The organism is Williamsia muralis, from assembly GCF_002735905.1.
Taxonomy (GTDB): domain Bacteria; phylum Actinomycetota; class Actinomycetes; order Mycobacteriales; family Mycobacteriaceae; genus Williamsia; species Williamsia muralis_A.
This window is the reverse complement of record NZ_PEBD01000008.1, coordinates 997,201-1,017,873: the sequence shown is the minus strand read 5'-3', so window position 1 is coordinate 1,017,873 and position 20,673 is coordinate 997,201. Positions and strand designations below refer to the sequence as shown.

The 20,673-nt window shown below is 62.7% G+C and carries 16 protein-coding genes and 1 tRNA gene; 10 read left to right on the top strand and 7 right to left on the bottom strand.

Annotation, left to right across the window (positions count from 1 at the left end; translation table 11 throughout):
* Positions 1-73 precede the first annotated feature (73 nt).
* The 5 genes from thrB to argS form a co-directional block, all read right to left on the bottom strand.
* Positions 74-1,030 carry a homoserine kinase gene (gene thrB / locus CSW57_RS13780; protein ID WP_099383398.1) on the bottom strand — a complete coding sequence of 319 codons (957 nt, stop codon included), beginning with the start codon at positions 1,028-1,030 and terminating at the stop codon, positions 74-76.
* 93 nt (positions 1,031-1,123) lie between these two features.
* Positions 1,124-2,203, bottom strand: coding sequence for a threonine synthase (gene thrC, locus CSW57_RS13775; RefSeq protein WP_099383238.1), 1,080 nt, complete (start codon positions 2,201-2,203; stop codon positions 1,124-1,126).
* Positions 2,196-3,524, bottom strand: a complete 1,329-nt coding sequence (locus CSW57_RS13770; protein WP_099383237.1) for a homoserine dehydrogenase — start codon at positions 3,522-3,524, stop codon at positions 2,196-2,198. Before CSW57_RS13770 ends, thrC begins: the two co-directional genes overlap by 8 nt.
* The gene (gene lysA, locus CSW57_RS13765) at positions 3,521-4,945 is read right to left on the bottom strand and encodes a diaminopimelate decarboxylase (protein ID WP_099383236.1); all 1,425 of its coding nucleotides are present in this window, start codon (positions 4,943-4,945) and stop codon (positions 3,521-3,523) included. The genes CSW57_RS13770 and lysA overlap by 4 nt, the downstream gene beginning before the upstream one ends.
* Positions 4,942-6,594: an arginine--tRNA ligase gene (gene argS, locus CSW57_RS13760; protein WP_099383235.1), complete on the bottom strand. Its 1,653-nt coding sequence runs from the start codon at positions 6,592-6,594 to the stop codon at positions 4,942-4,944. Before argS ends, lysA begins: the two co-directional genes overlap by 4 nt.
* A 156-nt stretch (positions 6,595-6,750) precedes the next feature.
* Here argS and CSW57_RS13755 point away from each other — a divergent pair, with 156 nt between their 5' ends.
* Both CSW57_RS13755 and CSW57_RS13750 read left to right on the top strand, forming a co-directional pair.
* Positions 6,751-7,668, top strand: coding sequence for a DUF3105 domain-containing protein (locus CSW57_RS13755; RefSeq protein WP_099383234.1), 918 nt, complete (start codon positions 6,751-6,753; stop codon positions 7,666-7,668).
* On the top strand, positions 7,668-8,468 hold the full coding sequence (locus CSW57_RS13750) for a DUF305 domain-containing protein (protein WP_099383233.1): 801 nt from the start codon (positions 7,668-7,670) through the stop codon (positions 8,466-8,468). The genes CSW57_RS13755 and CSW57_RS13750 overlap by 1 nt, the downstream gene beginning before the upstream one ends.
* Positions 8,469-8,475: 7 nt before the next feature.
* Here CSW57_RS13750 and CSW57_RS13745 read toward each other — a convergent pair whose 3' ends face one another.
* Entirely contained in the window at positions 8,476-8,796 is a 321-nt protein-coding gene (locus CSW57_RS13745; protein ID WP_099383232.1) for a hypothetical protein, read from the bottom strand.
* A 158-nt stretch (positions 8,797-8,954) separates the two neighbouring features.
* On the opposite strand from CSW57_RS13745, the gene CSW57_RS13740 reads away from it, so the two are divergent.
* The 8 genes from CSW57_RS13740 (at position 8,955) to CSW57_RS13705 (ending at position 19,991) form a co-directional block, all read left to right on the top strand.
* Positions 8,955-9,791 (top strand): esterase/lipase family protein, encoded by an 837-nt coding sequence (locus CSW57_RS13740; RefSeq protein ID WP_099383231.1) that lies wholly within the window; start codon positions 8,955-8,957, stop codon positions 9,789-9,791.
* Positions 9,788-10,633, top strand: coding sequence for a lysophospholipid acyltransferase family protein (locus CSW57_RS13735; protein WP_099383230.1), 846 nt, complete (start codon positions 9,788-9,790; stop codon positions 10,631-10,633). The genes CSW57_RS13740 and CSW57_RS13735 overlap by 4 nt, the downstream gene beginning before the upstream one ends.
* A gap of 52 nt (positions 10,634-10,685) precedes the next feature.
* The gene (locus CSW57_RS13730; RefSeq protein ID WP_223249257.1) at positions 10,686-12,281 is read left to right on the top strand and encodes an AMP-binding protein; all 1,596 of its coding nucleotides are present in this window, start codon (positions 10,686-10,688) and stop codon (positions 12,279-12,281) included.
* 66 nt (positions 12,282-12,347) lie between these two features.
* Entirely contained in the window at positions 12,348-13,754 is a 1,407-nt protein-coding gene (locus CSW57_RS13725; protein WP_189339250.1) for a WS/DGAT/MGAT family O-acyltransferase, read from the top strand.
* A 25-nt stretch (positions 13,755-13,779) separates the two neighbouring features.
* The gene (locus CSW57_RS13720; protein WP_099383227.1) at positions 13,780-14,754 is read left to right on the top strand and encodes an alpha/beta fold hydrolase; all 975 of its coding nucleotides are present in this window, start codon (positions 13,780-13,782) and stop codon (positions 14,752-14,754) included.
* Between the two features lie 413 nt (positions 14,755-15,167).
* Positions 15,168-16,145, top strand: a complete 978-nt coding sequence (locus CSW57_RS24855; protein ID WP_370623961.1) for a hypothetical protein — start codon at positions 15,168-15,170, stop codon at positions 16,143-16,145.
* 1,153 nt (positions 16,146-17,298) lie between these two features.
* Positions 17,299-18,393 carry a hypothetical protein gene (locus tag CSW57_RS13710; protein ID WP_099383225.1) on the top strand — a complete coding sequence of 365 codons (1,095 nt, stop codon included), beginning with the start codon at positions 17,299-17,301 and terminating at the stop codon, positions 18,391-18,393.
* A gap of 1,139 nt (positions 18,394-19,532) precedes the next feature.
* Positions 19,533-19,991, top strand: a complete 459-nt coding sequence (locus CSW57_RS13705) for a hypothetical protein (RefSeq protein ID WP_099383224.1) — start codon at positions 19,533-19,535, stop codon at positions 19,989-19,991.
* Positions 19,992-20,596: 605 nt separating this feature from the next.
* On the opposite strand, the gene CSW57_RS13700 is transcribed toward CSW57_RS13705, so the two are convergent.
* A tRNA-Arg gene (locus tag CSW57_RS13700) sits at positions 20,597-20,669 on the bottom strand.
* Between the last annotated feature and the right edge of the window lie 4 nt (positions 20,670-20,673).

Below are 20,673 nucleotides of genomic sequence, written 5' to 3'. Positions count from 1 at the left end.
GTAGTTCGGGCAACACCCACAGAATGCGGCGTGTTCACAAACTGCGAATCAATCTAAGTTGCACCCGTCGTCGTCAGTGTACGACTACTCCGGGTGCAATCTCTACTTCCTGCAGAACAAATCCCAGCTCAGCTGCCTTGTCGCGGGTCTGAGGTGGTAGCTCCGACGCCGTCAGCGCCAGCACGGTGGGCCCGGCGCCCGACACGGTGGCCGGTACCTGCCGCTCGCGCAACCATCGCACCAGGGCGGCCGTCGCAGGCATCACCGGGGCCCGGTAGTCCTGGTGAAGTCGATCCTCGGTCGCAGCCATCAGCAACTGGGGTTCGGTCGTCAACGCGACCACGGCCAGAGCTGCGCGGCTGACATTGAACACCGCATCCGCCCTGGACACAGCGTCCGGCAACAACCCACGGGTGACCGCGGTCGACGACTCGACCTGCGGAATCATGGCGTAGGCGCGAATAGCTGGATGCAGCTCCAGCGCCCTCGCGAAATAATTGAGTGCCGGTGAATCCCCCGCGACGTCGGAGGTGTGGACACCCGCGGTGGGTTCGGACCAGGAGACGACGGCCGAACCGAGCACACTCGCCGAGGCATTGTCCGGGTGGCCTTCGAACTCCGACGACAGCTGGATCAACGCCTCGGTGGACAGTTGTGTTCCCAGGCCGGCGGCGCGGACCAGGCCGGCAGCGACCGCAAGCCCGCCGACAACTGCGGACGCCGACGACCCCAGACCACGGGCATGTGGAATGCTGTTGCGGCACTTGACGTCCAGGCCCGGGGCCGTGACGCCGGCCGCCGCCAGCCCCCGATTGATCGCCCGGACCACCAGGTGTCGCTCGTCGAGCGGTACTCCCTCGGCGCCTTCGCCGCTGACGGTGATGCGCAGTGCATCGCCACCGACGGTGACGGAGATGTCGTCGTAGATTCCCAAAGCGATACCCAGAGAATCAAACCCGGGACCGAGATTGGCACTCGACGCGGGAACACGCGCTTGCGCCTGGACCCCCGCAGGCAGAACGGGATTCACGTCCACACCTTCGCGACGGAGCCCGGCCACGTGCGAGTCATCGCCAGAGGATTCATCAGTCCGCGTTGCCCACACCGTCATGATCGGTTCCCATCAGCCCACATTCAGCGCGCGTGCGACAGCCACCGGATCAACCGGGATGGCCTCCACCGGCGGGATGCCGGCCAACGCGGTGTCGGGATCCTTGAGGCCGTTGCCGGTGACGGTACAGACGACGAGCTCGCCCGCGGACACCCAGCCCTCTTCACGGGCAGCAAGAAGTCCGGCGACACTGGCCGCCGACGCCGGCTCGACGAAGACACCTTCGTGGCCTGCGATCAGCCGGTAGGCCTCGAGCAGTTTCTCGTCGGTGGCAGCCCGGAATCGGCCACCCGATTCGTCCTTGGCGGCAACTGCCTGGTTCCAGCTGGCGGGTGAGCCGATCCGGATGGCGGTGGCGATCGTCTCGGGATCCTTGACCGGTTTGCCGGTGACCAGAGGAGCCGCGCCGGCCGCCTGCACGCCGAGCATCCGAGGGGTCGACCCGACAACACCGTCGCGGTGGTACTCGGTGTAACCCTTCCAGTACGCGGTGATGTTGCCCGCGTTCCCCACCGGCAACGCATGCACGTCAGGAGCCCTGCCGAGCACATCCATGATCTCGAAGGCGGCCGTTTTCTGACCTTCGATGCGGGCTGGGTTCACCGAGTTGACCAGCTCGATCTCGGTCCACTCGGCGGTGGCCTTGCGAGCCAGTTCGAGGCAGTCGTCGAAGTTGCCCTGCACCTGGATGATCTTGGCACCATGCATCACGGCCTGGGCGAGTTTGCCCATTGCGATCTTGCCCTCCGGAATGAGGACTGCGCACGTGATGCCTGCGCGGGTTGCGTACGCCGCGGCCGAGGCCGAGGTGTTCCCGGTGGACGCGCACAGCACCGCGGTCTTCCCGTTGTTGACGGCATTGCTCACGGCCATCGTCATCCCACGGTCCTTGAACGAGCCGGTCGGGTTGAGGCCCTCCACCTTGAGGTACACCTCGCACCCGGTGATCTCGGACAGGTGCGGTGCGGCGATCAACGGCGTGCCACCCTCGAGCAGGGTGACCACCTTCCAGTCGTCCTTGACAGGCAATCGGTCGCGGTACGCCTCGATCAATCCCGGCCATGCGCGGTGCACGGCGACAGACTCACTCATTGGTTCCCTCCAGTCGGAGAACGCTGGACACGCTCAGGACGGCTTCCAGTTTCTCCAGTGCCGCAACGGTTTCGGACAATGCCGCATCAGGTGCGCGATGGGTGACCACCACGAGCCGGGCGTCGTCGCCGGCGCCTTCCTGGCGAACGGTCGAGATGCTTATGCCCCGAGAGGAGAACTCTCCGGCGACTGTTGCGAGCACCCCGGCGCGGTCCGCCACCCGCATCGACACGTAATACCGGGTCCGCACGTCACCCATGGGGGCTATCGGCAGCGACGCGTACGTCGACTCCAGTGGGCCACGACCACCGTGCACCTTGTTGCGCGCAGCCATCACCAGGTCTCCCAACACTGCCGATGCGGTGGGCGCGCCACCGGCACCCTGTCCGTAGAACATCAGCCGGCCGGCGTTCTCGGCTTCGACGACCACCGCGTTGAAAGCGCCGTTGACCGCCGCCAGAGGATGTTCGAGCGGCACCAGAGCCGGATACACGCGGGCCGAAATGCGTTGCTGCCCATCCCCACCGACGATTCGCTCGCAAATTGACAGCAGCTTCACCGTGCAGTCGAGGGCCTGTGCCGAGACGAGGTCGGCAGCGGTGATCTTGGAAATGCCCTCGCGGTAGACGTTGAGGGCGGTGACCCTCGAGTGGAAGGAGATCGACGCCAGGATGGCTGCTTTCGCCGCCGCGTCGTAGCCCTCGACATCGGCTGTCGGGTCGGCCTCGGCGTAGCCGAGTCGGCCTGCCTCTGCGAGCGTCTCCTCGTAGTCACTGCCGTCGGCATCCATCGCGGACAAAATGAAGTTGGTTGTGCCGTTGACGATTCCGGCGACACGGTTGACGGTGTCTCCGGCGAGCGACTGCATCAGTGGGCGGATCACCGGGATGGCGCCGGCCACGGCCGCCTCGAAATAGAGATCGACCTTCGCCCCGGCCGCGGCAGTCGCGAGTTCGCCGGTGTAATCGGCGAGCAGCGCCTTGTTGGCGGTGACCACGGACTTGCCGCTCTGCAGCGATTCGCGGATCAACATCCGCGGCGGGTCGATGCCGCCGATGAGTTCGACAACGATGTCCACATCGTCGCGGGCAACGAGGTCTTCGGGTTTGTCGGTGAGCAGGGCCGGGTCCACCCCGTCACGAGGAACGTTGAGGTTCCGGACGGCGACCCCGCGCAGTTCCAAGGGGGCGCCGACCCGTGCCTGCAGGTCAGCGGCGTTGTCGGTGAGGATACGAACCACCTCGGTCCCGACATTTCCCATTCCGAGTACCGCAACGCCGATGGCGCGGGCCCCGTTGTCGTTGGTTCGGCTGTCCGTCACTCGTTCACCTCCAAGCTCAGTAGATCTTCAACAGTTTCACGTCGCAGGATCACTCGCGCGTCGCCTCCCCGCGTGGCGACCACAGCGGGTCGGGTGACCATGTTGTAGCGACTCGACATCGAGTAGCAGTAGGCGCCGGTGGCGCCCACCATCAGCACGTCCCCGGGGCCGACATCGTCGGGCAACCAGCAGTCGCGGATGACGATGTCGCCGCTCTCGCAGTGCTTTCCGACCACCCGACTGACCACCGCATGTGCGGTGGAGACCCGCGACGCCAGCCGGACGTCGTACTCGGCCTGGTACAGCGAGGTGCGGATGTTGTCGCTCATACCACCGTCGACAGAGACGTAACGGCGATGAGCTCCGCCCGGCCCGAGCTGGACGTCCTTGACGGTGCCGACGGTGTACAGGGTGACACCGGCCGGACCGGCGATCGCACGGCCCGGTTCCACCGCGATGGTCGGGGTGGGTAGGCCCAGTGCGGCCGATTCACGTTCGACGATGGCGGCGAGTTTGTCGGCGACTTCCTGAACCGGAGGCGGGTCGTCGGAGGGCAGGTATGAAATACCCAGTCCCCCACCGAGATCCAGGATCGAGAGTTGGGCGGTCTTGTCCACGCCGAACTCCGAGACCACGTCCCGCAGCAAGGACAGGACACGGTGGGCGGCCAACTCGAAACCACCCACGTCGAAGATCTGCGAACCGATGTGGCTGTGCAGCCCCACGAGTCGGAGGTTGTCGGTGGCGAAAACCCGTCGGACCGCGTCCATCGCCGTGCCACCGGCCAAGGAAAAGCCGAACTTCTGGTCTTCGTGTGCCGTGGAGATGAACTCATGGGTGTGCGCCTCCACGCCCACGGTTATCCGGATGAGGACGTCCTGGACCACGCCGAGTCGACCGGCGATCTCATCGAGACGTTCGATCTCGATCATGGAGTCGAGCACCACGTGCTCCACACCGGAGGTGACCGCGAGTTCGAGCTCGTGCGGTGATTTGTTGTTGCCGTGCAGGGCGATCCGATCGGCCGGGAAACCCGCACGCAACGCCACCGTCAGTTCGCCGGCCGAACACACATCAAGCGAGAGACCCTCTGAGTGCACCCACCGCGCGACCTCGGTGGACAGGAACGCCTTCGACGCATAGTGGACGTGCTGCGCCGATCCGAACGCCTTCGCCATCTCGGCGCACCGCGCCCGGAAGTCCTCTTCGTTGATGACGAACAGCGGGGTGCCGTGTTTCTCGGCCAGCTCGGTGACCGCGATGCCGCCGATCTGCGCCACACCGTTTTCGTCGCGATCGGTGCCCTGCGGATAGATCGCCTCCGGCAACTGCGCGAGTTCCTCTGGAGAATTGGGCCTTTCGGCCAGGTGCGGTGCCGCCACGACCTCCGCGTGCCGTGGTCCGGCGGGGTGTGCGTTCACATTCGCTCCGGTGCGCTCACGCCGACCATCGCCAGACCGTTGGCGATGACCTGCTGGGTGGCGCCGCACAGAGCCAACCGTGCGGCGTGGAGATCGGTGGGCTCCTCGTCGCCCTGAGGCAGGACCCGGCAACGGTCATAGAACTTGTGATACGTGCTCGCCAGCGCCTCGAGATACCGGCAGACACGGTGCGGCTCACGCAATTGCGCAGCAGCAGCGACCACTGCGGGGAAGTCTCCCAGCGTACGGATCAGATCGCCCTCGGCCCGATCCACCAGCAGCTCGAGGTGGCCGGTGGAGGCGGTGAGACCCAGGGCCTCGGCATTGCGGCCGATCGCCGCGAGGCGGGCGTGCGCGTATTGCACGTAGTAGACCGGGTTTTCGTTCGACTGGCTGACGAGTAGGTCGAGGTCGATGTCGATGTTCACGTCCACGGACGACCGGATGAGTGAGTAGCGGGCGGCGTCCACACCGACCGCGTCCACCAGATCGTCGAGGGTGATGACCGTGCCTGCCCGCTTGCTCATCCGCACCGGCTGCCCGTCGCGGACGAGATTGACCATCTGCCCGATCAGTACCTCCAGACGGTCGGGGTCGTCGCCGAGCGCCGCGGCCGCAGCCTTCAGCCGGACGACGTAACCGTGATGGTCGGCGCCGAGCATGTAGATACAGAGATCGAACCCACGGTCACGCTTGTCCTTGAAGTACGCGATGTCGCCTGCGATGTACGCCGCCTCGCCGTCACTCTTGATGACCACGCGGTCTTTGTCGTCACCGAACGCGGTCGACCGCAGCCACCAGGCGCCGTCGTTCTCGTAGAGGTTGCCGTTTGCCTTCAGTTCGGCGATGGCCTTGTCGACCTGACCGCTCTCGAACATCTTGTTCTCGTGCGTGTAGACGTCGAAGTCGGTGCCGAACTCGTGCAGGTTCGCCTTGATCTGCGCGAACATGAGATCGACGCCTCGGGCCCGGAATGTCTCGAGCCGCTCTGCCTCGGGGAGGTCCAGGGCGCCGGGTGCGGCCTCGAGCACCTGCGCCGCGATCTCACCGATGTACGCGCCGGCATACCCGTCCTCGGGAGTGGGTTCACCGAGTGCGGCGGCAACCAACGATCGCGCGAACCGGTCGATCTGTGCGCCGTGGTCGTTGAAGTAGTACTCGCGGGTGACCGCGGCACCTTCGGCCGAGAGAACCCGGCCCAGCGCGTCACCCACGGCAGCCCACCGCGTGCCACCGAGGTGGATCGGACCGGTCGGGTTGGCCGAGACGAACTCGAGGTTCACCCGGAGCCCGTCGAGGGTCGTGCCGGTCCCGTAGGCCGCACCACGTTCGATCACTCCGGCAATCACCACGTTCTGCGCGTCGGCGGCGAGTCGGATGTTCACGAACCCGGGTCCGGCGATCTCGGCGGTGGCGATGCCCTGACGGCTGGAGAGCTCGGCGGCAAGCCATCCGGCCAGCTCACGCGGGTTGACGCCGACCTTCTTACCGAGTTGGAGCGCAACGTTGGTGGCGTAGTCGCCGTGCTCGGGATTGCGCGGCCGTTCCACGACAACACTCTCCGGCAGCGCGGACGGGTCGAGTCCGTGGTCGGTGAGGACGGTTGAGGTGGCGGCATGCAGCAGCACCGCGAGGTCGGCGGGGGTCACGATGCACCATCCTATTGGCCCGCACCTCATCATTGACAATCGCCGTCTCCCTGCACAGCGATTGCCGTCGACGCGCACAAGTACACTGTCGGTCGCCGGTTCACATGCCGGCACGCACTCGTTCGCTCACCCCAGTTTTTGCACCGAAAGAGATCCATGGCCGACGCCGATAAAAAGGGCAACAAGATTCCCAAGAAGCCGTCCACCGCAGGTAAGTCCGGCAAGAAGAAGGCCGGGCAGGTCCCCGTGGTGAAGGCGGGGGGCGTCGGACGGCAGATCCCGTGGATGACCATCGGCGCAGTGGTGGTGATCATCGCGCTCGTCGGCGGCCTGGCCGCGTACCTGGTGCCCAAGTATCTCGATCAGCGCGAAGTCGCGAAGTTCACACCTTCGGCGTCCAATCCCGACCCCTCGGACAAGATCGACGGCGTCACCAAGATCTACTACCCGGCCGGTCAGCACGTGCAGCCGACGCAGCGCGTGGCCTACGACCAGTCACCTCCGTTCGGCGGACCTCACGACGCGGTCTGGGCCGCGTGTACCGGCATCGTCTATCCGAACCAGTTGCGGACCGAGAACGCCGTCCACGCACTCGAACACGGTGCGGTCTGGATCGCCTACAACCCGGACACCATCGCTCCCGGCGACCTCGACATCCTGCAGGACAAGGTCGAGGGCGAGTCGTACATGCTGATGTCGCCCTACCCGGGCCTGGACACGCCGATCTCGCTGCAGTCGTGGGGTCATCAGCTCAAGCTCGACTCCGCAGGCGACGAACGCGTCGACCAGTTCATCGAGGCCCTGCGCCAGAACTCGAACAGCGGCGTGTACCCCGGCCAGCCCGACGCCACCGCGTATCCCGAGATCGGGGCCTCCTGCGCGGCGACGCCAGGCGCGTTCGATCCGAACAACCCTCCCCCGGCCGACGTCGGCCCGATCCCCGCTGACGCCATCCCCATGGACGGCACCGGCACCACCCCCGCCACCGAGGAGGGCCTGGTCGCACCGGAGCAGCCGATGACCACCGCTCCGGCCACCCCGGAGCAGCCCGTCCCGGCCACACCGGCGGGCTGATGGACGACTCGGAGTCCGGCACCGACTCGAACACCCGCGAACAGGCTCAGACCGGGTCGGATACCGGGACCGGAACTGCTGAGGCCGAACAGACCTCCACTTCTGACGCACAACGCAGGCAGCTGCCGGCGATGCTGGTTCTCGGCGCGGTCGCCATGTTGCTGCTCGGTGTGGTCGTCGGTTTGTTGCTGCGCATCAGCTTCGAAGGCGACGACGACAACAGGCCCGCCGAGGACTCGGCCGCGGTGGGCTTCGCGCAGGACATGATCCATCACCATCAGCAAGCTGTGGAGATGGCGACGATCGAGTTGTACGGCGGGAGCGACCCGCAGGTGCAGTCCCTCGCCTACGACATCCTCACCTCGCAGACCAACCAGATCGGCCAGATGCAGTCGTGGCTGACCCGCTGGGACTACCCGCTCGACAATCCCGACGAGGCGATGGCCTGGATGCAGGGTCACAGTGACGGGCACGGTCACGGGGGCAGCACCGAGCCCAGCATGTCGATGGGGCCGAGGGCACCCGGTTCACCCCCGATGCCGGGGATGGCGACCACGGCGGAGATGACAAAGCTGCGGACGCTCCAAGGCGCCGAGCTGGACACTTTCTTTCTGCAACTGATGTTGCGACATCATCAAGGCGCGACCGAGATGATGGAGTTCGCGGCCGAGCGCGATCACGTCCAGGAAGAGTTCGTCCGGCAACTCGCCCAGCAGATGGTCAATGTCCAGCAATCGGAGTCGGACACGATGACGAAGATGCTCGAATCCCGTGGGGCGCAACCTCTTCCGATGAATTAGTCACAGGTCACCGGCTGCGCGGCAAGTCCTCGAAGACCGACCGCCAGTACTCCTCGGGAACGGTTCGGCCGGACTTGAGGATCAGCGCCAGGCCGGTCGCCATGAAGATGCCCAGGATGCCCAGCCACAGGCCGAAGACACCGATGGCAATCCAGGCCGCAGTGACCAGTGGCGGCCACGGATCGAGCACCACCAACAGCGGGGCGAACAGGAACCCGAGTCCGATGTACCACGACGAGCCTGCCCGATCCATGATCAGGACCGCCCGTAACCAGCGCGGCGCGCCGGGCAAAGTCGTCGTGGTTGAGTCTTGTCGATCGATATCCATGCCTTCAGGGTCACCGCATCGGTGGTCGAAATCGATTACGCCGGAGGTAAGAAAAGCGCCCCCGCCTGCGTAGTTCGACCACCGCCTGGCGATATGGCAACGGAAAACGAGAACACGTTCTAGTATGGGACCATCCACACACGGCTCGGGGATGGTGCATGTACGACTTCGAAGAACGACGTGACGATGACTCCGCGCTGTCATCAGAGCGGTTTCCGAAACCGCCTCTCGCGCTGACCGCGCTCGAACTGGCTCGCGTGATGGTCGAATATCCCACATCGGCGGTGGTGGACGCCATCCTCCCGAGCCATGGTGTGGGCGAGGGACGTCCGGTGCTGGTGATCCCCGGTTTCTACGCAACCGATGGCCTCACCAACAGGATGCGTTCCCATCTGCGCGGTCTCGGCTACCGAGCCCACGGATGGCACCTAGGCCGTAACTTCGGATTGACCGACCACATCGTCGAGGGGCTACCCGACCGACTGGACCGACTTCACCAACGCTATGGCGTGCCGGTCAGTGTTGTGGGCTGGAGTTTCGGCGGCCTGCTCGCCCGGTGGCTGGGCCACGAACGTCCCGACGCGGTACGGCAGGTCGTCTGCCTGGGGTCCCCGTGGCGGCCTGAGGGTGAGGTGACCAGGACGACGGCAATGTTCGAGCACGCCGCACGCAAGTACGGCCTCGTCGACAACGCGCGAGAGATCGTCGACACCCTCCGAGGACCGCTACCCGTCCGATGTACGGCGATCTATTCCAAGACCGACGGGATACTCAACTGGCGCAGTTGCGCACTCGACGAGGACGACAACTGCGAGAACATCGCGGTTCTCAGCAGCCACATCGGGCTGGTCTCCAATCCACTGGCCCTGAGCGTGCTCGCCGATCGACTGGCCCAGAACCCGCTTGCGCCAGAACCTTTCGATTGGGCGCGCTGTGTCCGTCACACCATCCTCGGTCCATCGATGAGCGCCCCGACGTTGAGAAAGACCGCATGAGCACCGACAAGACGGCCGGCGAGTCCGGCGACGAACCCACAGGCACAGAGTCGGACGAAGAACTGTGGGAATTGCGTGACGGAGCCTGGGTGACCAGGTTGATACCGATCCTGCGATTGGCGGTCAAGGGCTGGTTCCGGTCCGAGGTGAAGGGCATGGCGAACGTGCCCGATGGCGGAGCGCTGCTGGTGTCCAATCACTCCGGCGGCCTCCTCGCGATGGACGTACCGGTGATCGCGGTGGAGTTCTTCGACCACTTCGGCAGTGAGCGCCCGCTCTACGTGCTGGCGCACGACATGCTGTTCATCGGCCAGGGAAAACAGCTGTTCGCTCGCGCCGGTTTCGTTCCGGCCAATCGCCGCAACGCCGATCAGCTCCTCCGCAGCGGAGGCGTCACCATTGTTTTCCCCGGCGGCGACTACGACGTGTTCCGGCCGTCGACCTCGGCCAATCGCATCGACTTCAACGGCCGTACCGGGTACGTGCGCACCGCGCTCGAAGCCGGGGTGCCCATCGTCCCGGTGGTGAGCATCGGAGGGCACGAGGCCCAGATCTTCCTCAGCCGCGGTGAGGATCTCGCCAAGCTCCTCCGTCTCGACAAACTCATGCGGACCAAGCTCGCCCCGCTGTCCTTCGGATTCCCCTTCGGGTTGTCGCTGCAGTTCCCCCCGAACCTGCCGATGCCGACCAAGATCGAGACACGGGTGCTCGAACCGATCGACATCGTCGCGGAGTTCGGACCCGACCCCGACATCGCTGAAGTCGATCGTGTGGTCCGCGACCGTATGCAGTCCACATTGGATGAGATGGCCCGGGCACGCCGCTTCCCGGTGCTCGGATGACCACAGGATCAGGAGCCACGTCGTGACCGAGTTGATTGGCCGAATTCGCCGGATGCTGTGGACCATCGGGGTACTCGTCCGCAGTGGCATGCTCGCCCCGCTGCGCCCGGACAAGTACCTGCGGATGGGACTCGTGATCTGGCGTCAGGGCACCACACCGATGACCGGCCTCGGGTTGGCAGCAGTGCGGCGGCCGAACGCCACTGCCCTCGTCGACGAACTGGGCAGCCTGACGTGGGCGCAGCTCGACACCCGTAGCGACGCTCTCGCCACGGCGTTGCGCGACCTGCGGCGAGAGCCTGACCAGACCGTCGGCATCCTCTGCCGCAACCACCGTGGTCTCGTCGAAAGCCTCTTGGCATCAACAAAACTCGGCGCCGACTCGCTCCTGTTGAACACCGGGTTCTCGGGCCCTCAGCTCACGGAGGTACTCCTTCGCGAGCACACCGGCGTCCTCATCTACGACGAAGAGTTCGCCGATCTGGTGGCCCACGCCCGTTCGCACGTCGAGGATCTCGCCGAAGTGATCGCGTGGACCGACAGCGGCACCGACGCTCCCACCGTCGAAGGGCTCATCAACAAGCATCGTGGCGCCAAACGTCCGGGACGTCCGGATTCCCCCGGACGTATCGTCCTGCTGACCTCCGGCACCACCGGGACCCCCAAAGGCGCACGCCGCTCCGGTGGCGGGGGCGCCGGAGCGCTCGCGGCCATGTTCGACCGCATCCCCTGGAAGGCGGAAGAAAAGATCGTCGTCGCGGCGCCCATGTTCCACGCCTGGGGCTTCGGGCAGCTCGCCGTGGCCGGGACGATGACCTGCACCGTGGTGATGCGCCGCAAGTTCGATCCGGAGGCAACGCTGAAGTTGGTTGCCGAGCACCGGGCCACCGGTCTCGCGCTCGTGCCGGTGATGCTCGAACGCATCATGGATCTGCCGTCCGAGGTGCTCGACCGCTACCAGCTGAGTTCATTGCGTTTCGCCACGGTCAGTGGATCGCGGATGAGGGCCGACGCCGTCACCGGGTTCATGGACCGGTTCGGCGATGTGGTCTACAACAGCTACAACGCCACCGAGGCGGGTCTGATCAGTACGGCGACACCTGCGGACCTGCGCGCAGCGACGGACACTGCCGGCCGGCCCGCGGCGGGCACCGAGGTGCGGATCCTCGACGACAACCTCGACGAGCTGCCTGTCGGCGAAGTGGGAAAGATAGCCGTTTTCAGCAACTCTCACTTCGAGGGGTACACATCGGGTGACTCCAAGGACTTCCACGGCGACTTCATGTTGTCGGGCGACGTGGGCCGCCTGGACGAGAACGGCCGGTTGTTCGTGGTCGGCCGCGACGACGACATGATCGTCTCGGGTGGCGAGAACGTCTATCCCCTGGAGGTCGAGGAGACGCTCAACGCCCATCCCTCGGTCCTCGAAGCTGCAGTGCTCGGAGTCGAGGACGACAAGTACGGACAACGACTGGCGGCCTACGTGGTGCTCAAGCCCGGCGAAGATGCTTCCTGCGACGATCTCAAAGCACACGTCAAGTCCCAATTGGCCGGCTTCAAGGTGCCCCGCGACGTCGAGTTCCTCGACGCCCTCCCCCGCAACGCCACCGGCAAGGTGGTCAAACGCGAACTCACCGGACCCGCGTGATGACAAACGCGGAACAGTTTGGGTAAGTCACCGATGACGCGCCTCGCACCCCTCCATACTTCCGGAATGGAGCGAATGGAAGGGGTTGATGCCGGCTATCTGTACATGGAAACGCCAACCATGCACATGCACACGCTGAAGATAGCCATCATCGAACCGCGAGAGGGTTTCACGTTCGAGCGTTTCCAGGAGCAGATGCTGGCCAGGCTCGGCCAGCTTCCGCCGCTGCAACGACGGGCTCTGCCCGTACCACTCTCGCTCAATCACCCGCTGTGGATCAGTGACCAGCCGATCGAGCCCGAGCGGCACCTCTTCCTGCACGACCTGCCGGCGCCCGGGGGTATGGCGGAGCTCGAGGCGGTCACCGGCGAGATCGCGGGAACCCCGCTCGACAGGTCGATCCCGCTGTGGGAGATGCACGTGTGCCAGGGCATGGCCGACGGGCGAATCGCGGTGATAGGCAAGATGCACCACGCGCTCGCGGACGGCGTCGCAGCCAACGCTTTGCTGGGCAACATCACCGACCAGAGTGACGATCCCGAGCAGAACCCTGCGCCACAGAAGGATTCGAGGTCTGACAGCTGGAATCTCGAACCGACGCCCACCAAGGCCGAGCAGACCCGACTTGCCCTGTCCGATGCCATCCGCCAGATGGGCACGGTGCACGGCCTCCTGTCGCGTACGGCGTCCGGAGTCAATGCGGTGGTGCGGCATCGTCGGGGTGATTCGGTGTCGGTACCCCGCCCGGTTCTCGACGCGCCCCGGGCATCGTTCAACGGCGCTCTCGGTGCCTCGCGCATCTTCGCCACGTGCACGCTCCCCCTCGACGACATCAAGCAGGTGCGAAAAGCCAACGGCGTCACCGTGAATGATGTGGTGCTGGCGATCGTCGCCGGAGCGCTGCGCGACTGGACCAGGTCGCGCGGCGAGGACCTGTCCGGATCACTTCTGGCCGGGGTTCCGGTGTCGACCGACGACCCTGAGGGCCCCGCGCGTCTCGGCGGCAACCGGGTGTCGAATCTGTTCACGACCCTCGCAACCGACGTGGACGACCCACGTGAACGGTTGCTCGAGATCTCGCGGACAACCGCCGCCTCGAAGAAGGTGCAACAGCACCTGGGTCCTCACATGCTCACCGAGTGGGTGCAGTTCACTCCACCGGCACCCTTCAGTGCAGCCCTCAAGCTCTATTCGAAATACAACATGGCGGCCAGACACTCGCCGCCGTTCAACGTCATCGTGTCCAACGTCAAGGGTCCGGCGCAGGACGTGACAATCGCCGGTTCGAAGCTGAGTGATCTCTTCAGCGTCGGACCACTCATCGAAGGTATCGGCCTCAACGTGACCGCGTGGTCCTACGCCGGCCGGCTCAACGTCTCGATTCTGAGCTGCCCGGACCTGGTGGATGATCTCGGTCCGCTCGTGGCACGTATGCGTCCGGCTCTCGATGAACTGGCGAACATGCCCGACTGAGCAGTTCGAGCGAGAGGACGACCATATGACAGTGCAGCTGGCCGGAAAGGCCCTGAACCGGGTCGCGCGCACCAGTGCCGACGCCCTACGCAGCGGGGTGGGGGCAGGATTGAAGCAGATCATGCCGTCCGCACCTGCAGTCGACGCCGTGCCCGAGGGCCGGATCGTCGAGCTCCCCGGGCGCGGCCGGACATTTGTCGTCGACGTGCCCGGCCCCTCACCCACCGCTCCCACGATCGTGTTGCTGCACGCATTGGGATGCACCTCGTATCTGAGCTGGGTCGCCACCTTCAGCGAGCTGTCGCAGCACTACCGGGTTGTCACGTTCGACCAGCGGTGGCATGGGCGGGGTATCCGGTCGTCGCGCTTTCGATTCGTCGATTGTGCAGACGATGTGGTGGCCGTGATGGACGCCCTGGGCATCGAACAAGCAGTCGTGGCCGGGTACTCCATGGGCGGCGCAGTGGCCCAGTTGACGTGGCAGCGGCACCGGAGGCGTGTATCGGGCCTGGTGCTCTGCTCCACCGCGAGGAACTTCCGTGGGAAAAAGGGTGAGCGACTGTTCTTTCCCCTGATGACCGCCGCTATGCATCCGTTGGCCAGCTTCGCGCTGTCGCATGTCGACCGGCTGGCACAGACCCTCCCCGAGCTGCCGTCGGTGGAAGTGGCGAACCCGACCGCGTGGAGCAAGGTCGAGTTCCGCAGTACCAGCGCCTGGTCCCTACCCGAGGCGCTCGGTGAGCTCGGCCGTTTCGACTCTGCGGCCTGGATCGGCGGCGTCGACGTTCCGACTGCTGTGGTGGTGACCGGAAAAGACCACATCATCCCCTCACGCCGCCAGCGCAAGCTGGCGGACTCGATACCCGGCGCCCAGGTCTTCACCGCACGCGGTGGGCACGCGGCCATCGTGTTGGGGGCAACGGGGTGGGTTCCAGTGTTCCTCGAGGCGGTCCAGAACGTGACCGATCGTGTGACACCCGGTACCAGGGCAGCGATCTGAGCCGGAGATGTCGCCTGAATCTGTGCGCTCCGTGAATCTCTTTCAAGCCATGCCGACGAATCCCCTTCGAACCAAACTCCACGAGTTCGCACGTTGAAAGCACATCAAATAACTTGGCACATATGCGGGGACGCCGCACCCACCCGCAATTCCCGCCGATACGCGTCCGATTCAAGTGATCGATTCAGTTTGCTGAATCGTGATATTCGGACGGGTGCCGCGGACGGATGACGCCTCGCGAGACCGACAGGCGCCCACGGAAGAACCTCGCCGAGAGCCATGTGGATGTTTGACCCCGCTGGTACGCTACCCCATACCCAGATGCGTAGGAGGTGTGCCATGTCAGCTGCATATACCGACCCCGGAGGCGGAGATAGCGACGGAGGCGTTGGGGATTGACGGAAGCGGCTGCGGTGCGGCTACGATCGGTCGAGTCGCCGCACCGCCCAGTATTCGCCGGCTACCTGCCCCGGTTCTCGAGTCAAGAACTAGACGCTAGATTACTTCGTGTGCCTTGGCACCTAGCCACTCTTCTGTACCCGCCGAACATACTTCTACACATCGACAAGTACGGCTCCGATCGTTGGACCGACTATCTGGGTCTGAGTTCCGGATCCCGGTTGGCCCTGCACTTGGAATGCCTACGCTCGCTCGGTTTTTCGCAAAAGACTATTGACGCGATCGGCTTGGTAGATCGGTCGAGGTTTGTCCCCGCCACCATGGAATGGGCGGCCCACCTAAACTGGAGCATACCAATTGATGCCGGAAGTTGCTTGAGCAACCCGGTGCTGGTTTCGGCGATGACTGAGTGGTTACCCGATCTGATTGATGGGAATATAATAGAAATCGGGAGTGGGTCCGGGTTTCACACCGCAATCCTCAGACACCTGTATCCCGATAATCTAATAATAACCTACGAAGCGAACCGGGCCGTATCTGAACTCGGGTGCCGCAACCTAGAAAAGCACGGATACTCCAATATTGTCCAACACACCAGGCTCGCGCCAGACGATTTTGGACGCCAGACCGGCCTCCGGATCGAAACCCGGATGCCGTCCATCGTCGAAGGTGTAGACTTTGATAATCTTCGTCCTGAGTGCACCTGGATTGCACCAAGGCTATTGAGTCAAGGAGAGTATAACGCGTTTCCCTCCAACGGTAAACTGCGAAAAACATTTACATCCTACGGGGAATATGCATTGGCGAACACGTCCCGCGAATGCGTACTGCATAGGTCCGTACACGACGGTGAATCATTCGTTGAATTATCGCGGCTCTATTCCGTTGTCTTCGTTGAACAGCTTACAGAAGTGACTCCCGGGAAAATCGACCCACAAAACACAGAACTGGATAAATTGATTAATTCGAATGGTAAAATGGTTCAGATATGACCGGTCGCATATTCAATCAATCTAGCTACATAGACGGAATTCTTCTTAACTCGGGGTTTAAGTGCTCCGAAAGGAAGCGCCTTCTGTCGAAGTTTGCGGGTCAGTGGGAGTCATACGGTTTCGGAATCCAACAATTCTTAGAATATGCGGATTTGCTGTCACGCAACGTCGAGTTGGCGGTCAGTCAAACAGATGTAGAGAAACGCTTACTAACCAATGCGCTACTCGATTTTGCAGATGCTGTTCAAGTCGACACTGTTCCCAATTGGCTGAAATCCTTGGACCGATATGGAAACCGAGATGCAGCGGCGATTCTAGACGACGACTGTGATCGCATCTCTAACTTCTACTCCGACTCGATCGGCATGGATGTCGGAACGGCCAGCGTTCGTTTGGTCGAGCGACTCCCACCGCCATACGAGGAGCGACCCTTTTCCGCACTGACCGCGGACGAGGGTGACCGTAGAAAGTTTGGGATCGCACCCGGGGTGTATTTCTTGCAATCAGACGTACGACCTTCCCTTTGTGAGTACTTCCTTGCGCACGAGCTCGTACACGTAGCAATTGGGAATAGATACCCGGACGAGCCCGCCAACTTTTTAGAAGAAGGGTTAGCGGAATTAGTTTCAATTTTTTACTACTACGCTGAAACTTACGGGAAGGACGCCGCTCGTAGTCTTTTTAGCAGCGTTCGGAGGACCACAGACCCTAGCTATACACTCGACTCGTACGGTGAATCACTTAGCATTGTCGCCCTCGCCGCCGCACGGAACGGCCTCGATAGTATCGTCGAGTACTTTCTTCGCGAAGGTCGAAACTCGGCTCTGAAACATCTTCTCCGTGAATTTGAAGGGGCACAGCCCGCGCCGAAGTCCGACAAGTCTCCGATTTGCGCCCTCAGTGCAGCAACCCTTCCTAGGTCGACTGCGGTCTCCGCGGCGGCCTTTGTGTGCGCACCGTACGCGCTGGTTGGCGCAACGGTGTCCGAAATCTCGCATGCCGCAATGATGTCGCCCGAGCTAGTTGAGTCTGCTTTACGGGATCTGTCAAGTATTTCCGCAACCGTGCTTCGTCCAGATGGACAGGTCGTATCCGCAAGTAGTGCCCCAGATTTCTCTGAATCAGGGCTCTTAAGATTTAGAGTGTCGTAGTTGTGACCGGAGCTCACAAGCGCACGATCCGGAAGCTCACGCTTTTGGCATTTGCCCTGGTGCTCGCTGGAGCCGTGCTGTCTCTGACAATCTATGTGGGGAATACAAATCACGGATGGGGGTTCTTTCCTGCATTTCCGTGGCTCGCTCTCGGCGAAAGTTTACTCTCCGCGTTCGTCGTTGGGTTAATTTACGAATGGTTGACAAGATCAGAATCTCAGGCAGAGCGCGATGATCACCTCACCAAGCTCTTGAGCGTGGAGCGCGAAAAGCTCCTGGATGCTCTGCTAATCGAGTCGCTTTCATCGCCAGATCGAATCGGGAGGTTCTCCAAAGATCAGATAGAAGATTTAACATGCAATGTGCTTGAGGCGCGATTAGCGGACCGAGCACTTGCATCCGACTTGGGCAGAAATCTCATCGGGCAGTTCGGCGGGACAGGAACGGCTTCCACCAGATTTGACGATATGAAGATGCACATTTCATTGAATGGCAGATCAAAAGAGCCGTCGACTGAAGCAATGATGGATGTCCAAATTACGTACAGTTTCCAGAAGAACTTAGCAAGGCCCGATTTTCGGATGTGCGTAGCTGAAGAGAACGAGACTTTGTTCGCTCAACTCAGCCCGACGCGCGGGTGGGACCACGTGTGGTACCCCGGTCGCCGGCAACTATTCGCCGATGACCTGTCCGATGCCATAACCATTGACTACGCGTACATCGACAACAACAACCTGGATGTACAGGTGAGGCCACTTGTCGTCGAGGGAAGGGCCGTAGGTACAGAGTTCATAGCAAGATCCGACGAGCTCGAAAGTCTCGTCGGAAAATCGGTGAGCGTTTCCTTTTCATACATTGCTCGCGTTGCTCGATCGTCAGGGGTGCTGGCCTTCCCGATCGCACAACCGACCCATCGGCTCGATTTTGAACTGGTAGTCGACGATCCAGACATTTCTGCGTTCAATTGCTGGCCATTCTTGTCAACTGCGGCGGCGCCAAAAGTGGTCAAGACGAATACCTCGACTAAAAGACGTGTCGTCATGCACGTCAACCGGTGGGTTCTCGCAGGCGGTGGTATCTGTATCAGCTGGCGATAGTTTATTCACGTCACACTATAGATTTCCATAACTCTTGACGAGAAGAACTAAACTCAGCCCCTGGCGCACGAGCTCGTATAGATGCTCTAGGAACACGCGTCACCCTGATTGCGTCAGGTCGTGATTTCTAGAAGCAACTCTCGCCTCGACATGTTCGATACCAGGCTGCGCAGACGACGGCCTGCGAGCGCAACTCCCGAACGAATCCTAGTTAGGAGCGCGCGGGGGCGCGCTGGTAGGACGCGCATTGCGACTTTGAACCTGTGGCGTGCCACTTTCATGCGGGCGATGCGTTGTTCAGTCATATTCTTTACGCCCTTGGTAGCGACGACCCTGTGTTCAGTGAACTGGACTTTCGACTTTGGCTGGCCTGGAAGATCGCCAACTGATCCACCTACTTCACACGGATGATGCTGGCTGGCAGTAATTGTCCTCTGCGAGCTGGGTCAGCATACGACCTCTCCATGGAATCGGCCAAATTGATCGCGCTTGTCATCGGTGCCATTGTCGCGCTGTTGACCTTCCTTGGATCTCTGCCCCTTGGACCCCTCCGGCTCACCTCATGGCGACTGCGGAAGCACATGGAGAATGTTGCATGCATCGAAGGCCAAAGATTCGAGGCTCAGCGAAGTGTCCTGGAGGCTAGAGCCTATGATTTGCAGACAAGGTTGCCGCCCTGCAACGGGTGCGCACCCCCTGGCCTGCGTACGTTCTCGGCGCCTTTTTCCTAAGCGGGTCGGTCTTCTACTGGGGCACGATGTTGTGGGCGCCCTTGCCGTGGGGAGCAGGTTCGGACGCTTGGCAAACAACCGTAACGCAAGGTGGCATAGGTCTATTCTTCGCGTGAATGAGCCTTGTTCGGTACGCGGTCTACACGAAGCGTGAACGCCGGCGATTTGTTCACGCTGGGTTCTCCCCTAAATTCGCTCTAAAACCCAAGCCCTACACAATTGGTCAGCTGAGTTCTGGCGCGCCAAGGTATCGGAAGGCGGTCAGACGCGCTGCGGCGATGAAGCGAAGCGGTAAGTGGCCTAAGGACGTTTGGCCACCGCGGTCGACCGCGCGATGGATCTGGCGGGCCATCCGACAAGCCTACGAGCGCGACAAGTTTGGACTCGCACGCCGCTAGTCTGATCGATGTGTCCACAGAGATAGCTGTTGCGATCATCGCCGCCGTGGCGGCTGTTGTTGGTCCCACGCTGGTCTGGCTTGCGTCGCGGCAGCAGACGAACGACTCGCGTGCGTTGATCAACAAGGACCTCGACTTGGCGGAGCGGCTTACTAAGATTGGCCCATCAACTGAGGAATACGCGAAGCCGCTCATCGGGAATGTTTTCGCTCAGATCGACGCACTTGTTGCCCGCGACCATGCTCGGCGAGCCAGAGGCAAGTTCGTTCGTTGGTTGTGGCCGGGATACGTCTTGATCGTGGCGGGTTCGGTGATCTATCCGTTCGACTTCCCAAAGTTCTCTGGAGTTGTCGGCTGGCTCTTTAATTCGGGTGGGTTCAGTCTTGTCGGGATCGGCTACCTGGTGGCAGTGTGTCCGTTCTATGTGCGGTCTCAACTTCGTCACCCAACCCGCCCGAGTCGGCCCTGACACAAATCGCCCCACCTTGTCGTCTCAGTCAGAGTACGGCAATTTCGTCGTATCTGCGGGCCTCAACGCTCCATGATCTGTTGCACGGCGAGCGGGATGAACCGCCCACGTTCGGCCATTCGGCTGTGGGCTCCTAAGCCCGCGGGGGTGGGCTTTGCGCAGCTGCTTGTCTCGGTCGTACTGCCGGGCGGATGGTCTCGTGGCAGAAGCCGGTCATCTCCGCTACCTCCGCGGTCGTCAAGTACTTCATGCGGGTGTCTCGGGCATTCCTGGCAGTTCGGCTGCTTCTATCAGCTTCCCGAGGTGGCCGTGGAGTTCGCGGAGTTCTTGCCACGATCACTGCGGTCGAGGCGTACACGCCCCCCCACGCCGAGGGTGGCCACTACGGCGCGGCGCGGTCGGTACCTGTAGATGGACGCAGTGATGCTGTGAGGGAGAGTCATGACGGGTGCTTTCCGTTGTGTCGCAGACCCTCCGAGTGCTCCAACACTCTGGGGGTCTCTTACTACAACGGCACTCTCCGGCCAGCCGCAACAGAATCAAACCGGGATAGCACGATGCCCAGGCTCAACGCTACAATAGCGCTGTGACCTGGGCTTCTAACGTGCCCCCGGCAGGATTCGAACCTGCGGCCTTCCGCTCCGGAGGCGGACGCTCTATCCCCTGAGCTACGGGGGCTCAA

Coding starts and splice junctions, on each gene's coding strand:
- CSW57_RS13750 (WP_099383233.1), top strand. CDS start 7,668: ATGGACGACTCGGAGTCCGGCACCGACTCGAACACCCGCGAACAGGCT.
- CSW57_RS13720 (WP_099383227.1), top strand. CDS start 13,780: ATGACAGTGCAGCTGGCCGGAAAGGCCCTGAACCGGGTCGCGCGCACC.
- CSW57_RS13740 (WP_099383231.1), top strand. CDS start 8,955: ATGTACGACTTCGAAGAACGACGTGACGATGACTCCGCGCTGTCATCA.
- CSW57_RS13725 (WP_189339250.1), top strand. CDS start 12,348: ATGGAGCGAATGGAAGGGGTTGATGCCGGCTATCTGTACATGGAAACG.
- CSW57_RS13730 (WP_223249257.1), top strand. CDS start 10,686: ATGCTGTGGACCATCGGGGTACTCGTCCGCAGTGGCATGCTCGCCCCG.
- CSW57_RS13755 (WP_099383234.1), top strand. CDS start 6,751: ATGGCCGACGCCGATAAAAAGGGCAACAAGATTCCCAAGAAGCCGTCC.
- thrC (WP_099383238.1), bottom strand. CDS start 2,203: ATGAGTGAGTCTGTCGCCGTGCACCGCGCATGGCCGGGATTGATCGAG.
- CSW57_RS13745 (WP_099383232.1), bottom strand. CDS start 8,796: ATGGATATCGATCGACAAGACTCAACCACGACGACTTTGCCCGGCGCG.
- CSW57_RS13735 (WP_099383230.1), top strand. CDS start 9,788: ATGAGCACCGACAAGACGGCCGGCGAGTCCGGCGACGAACCCACAGGC.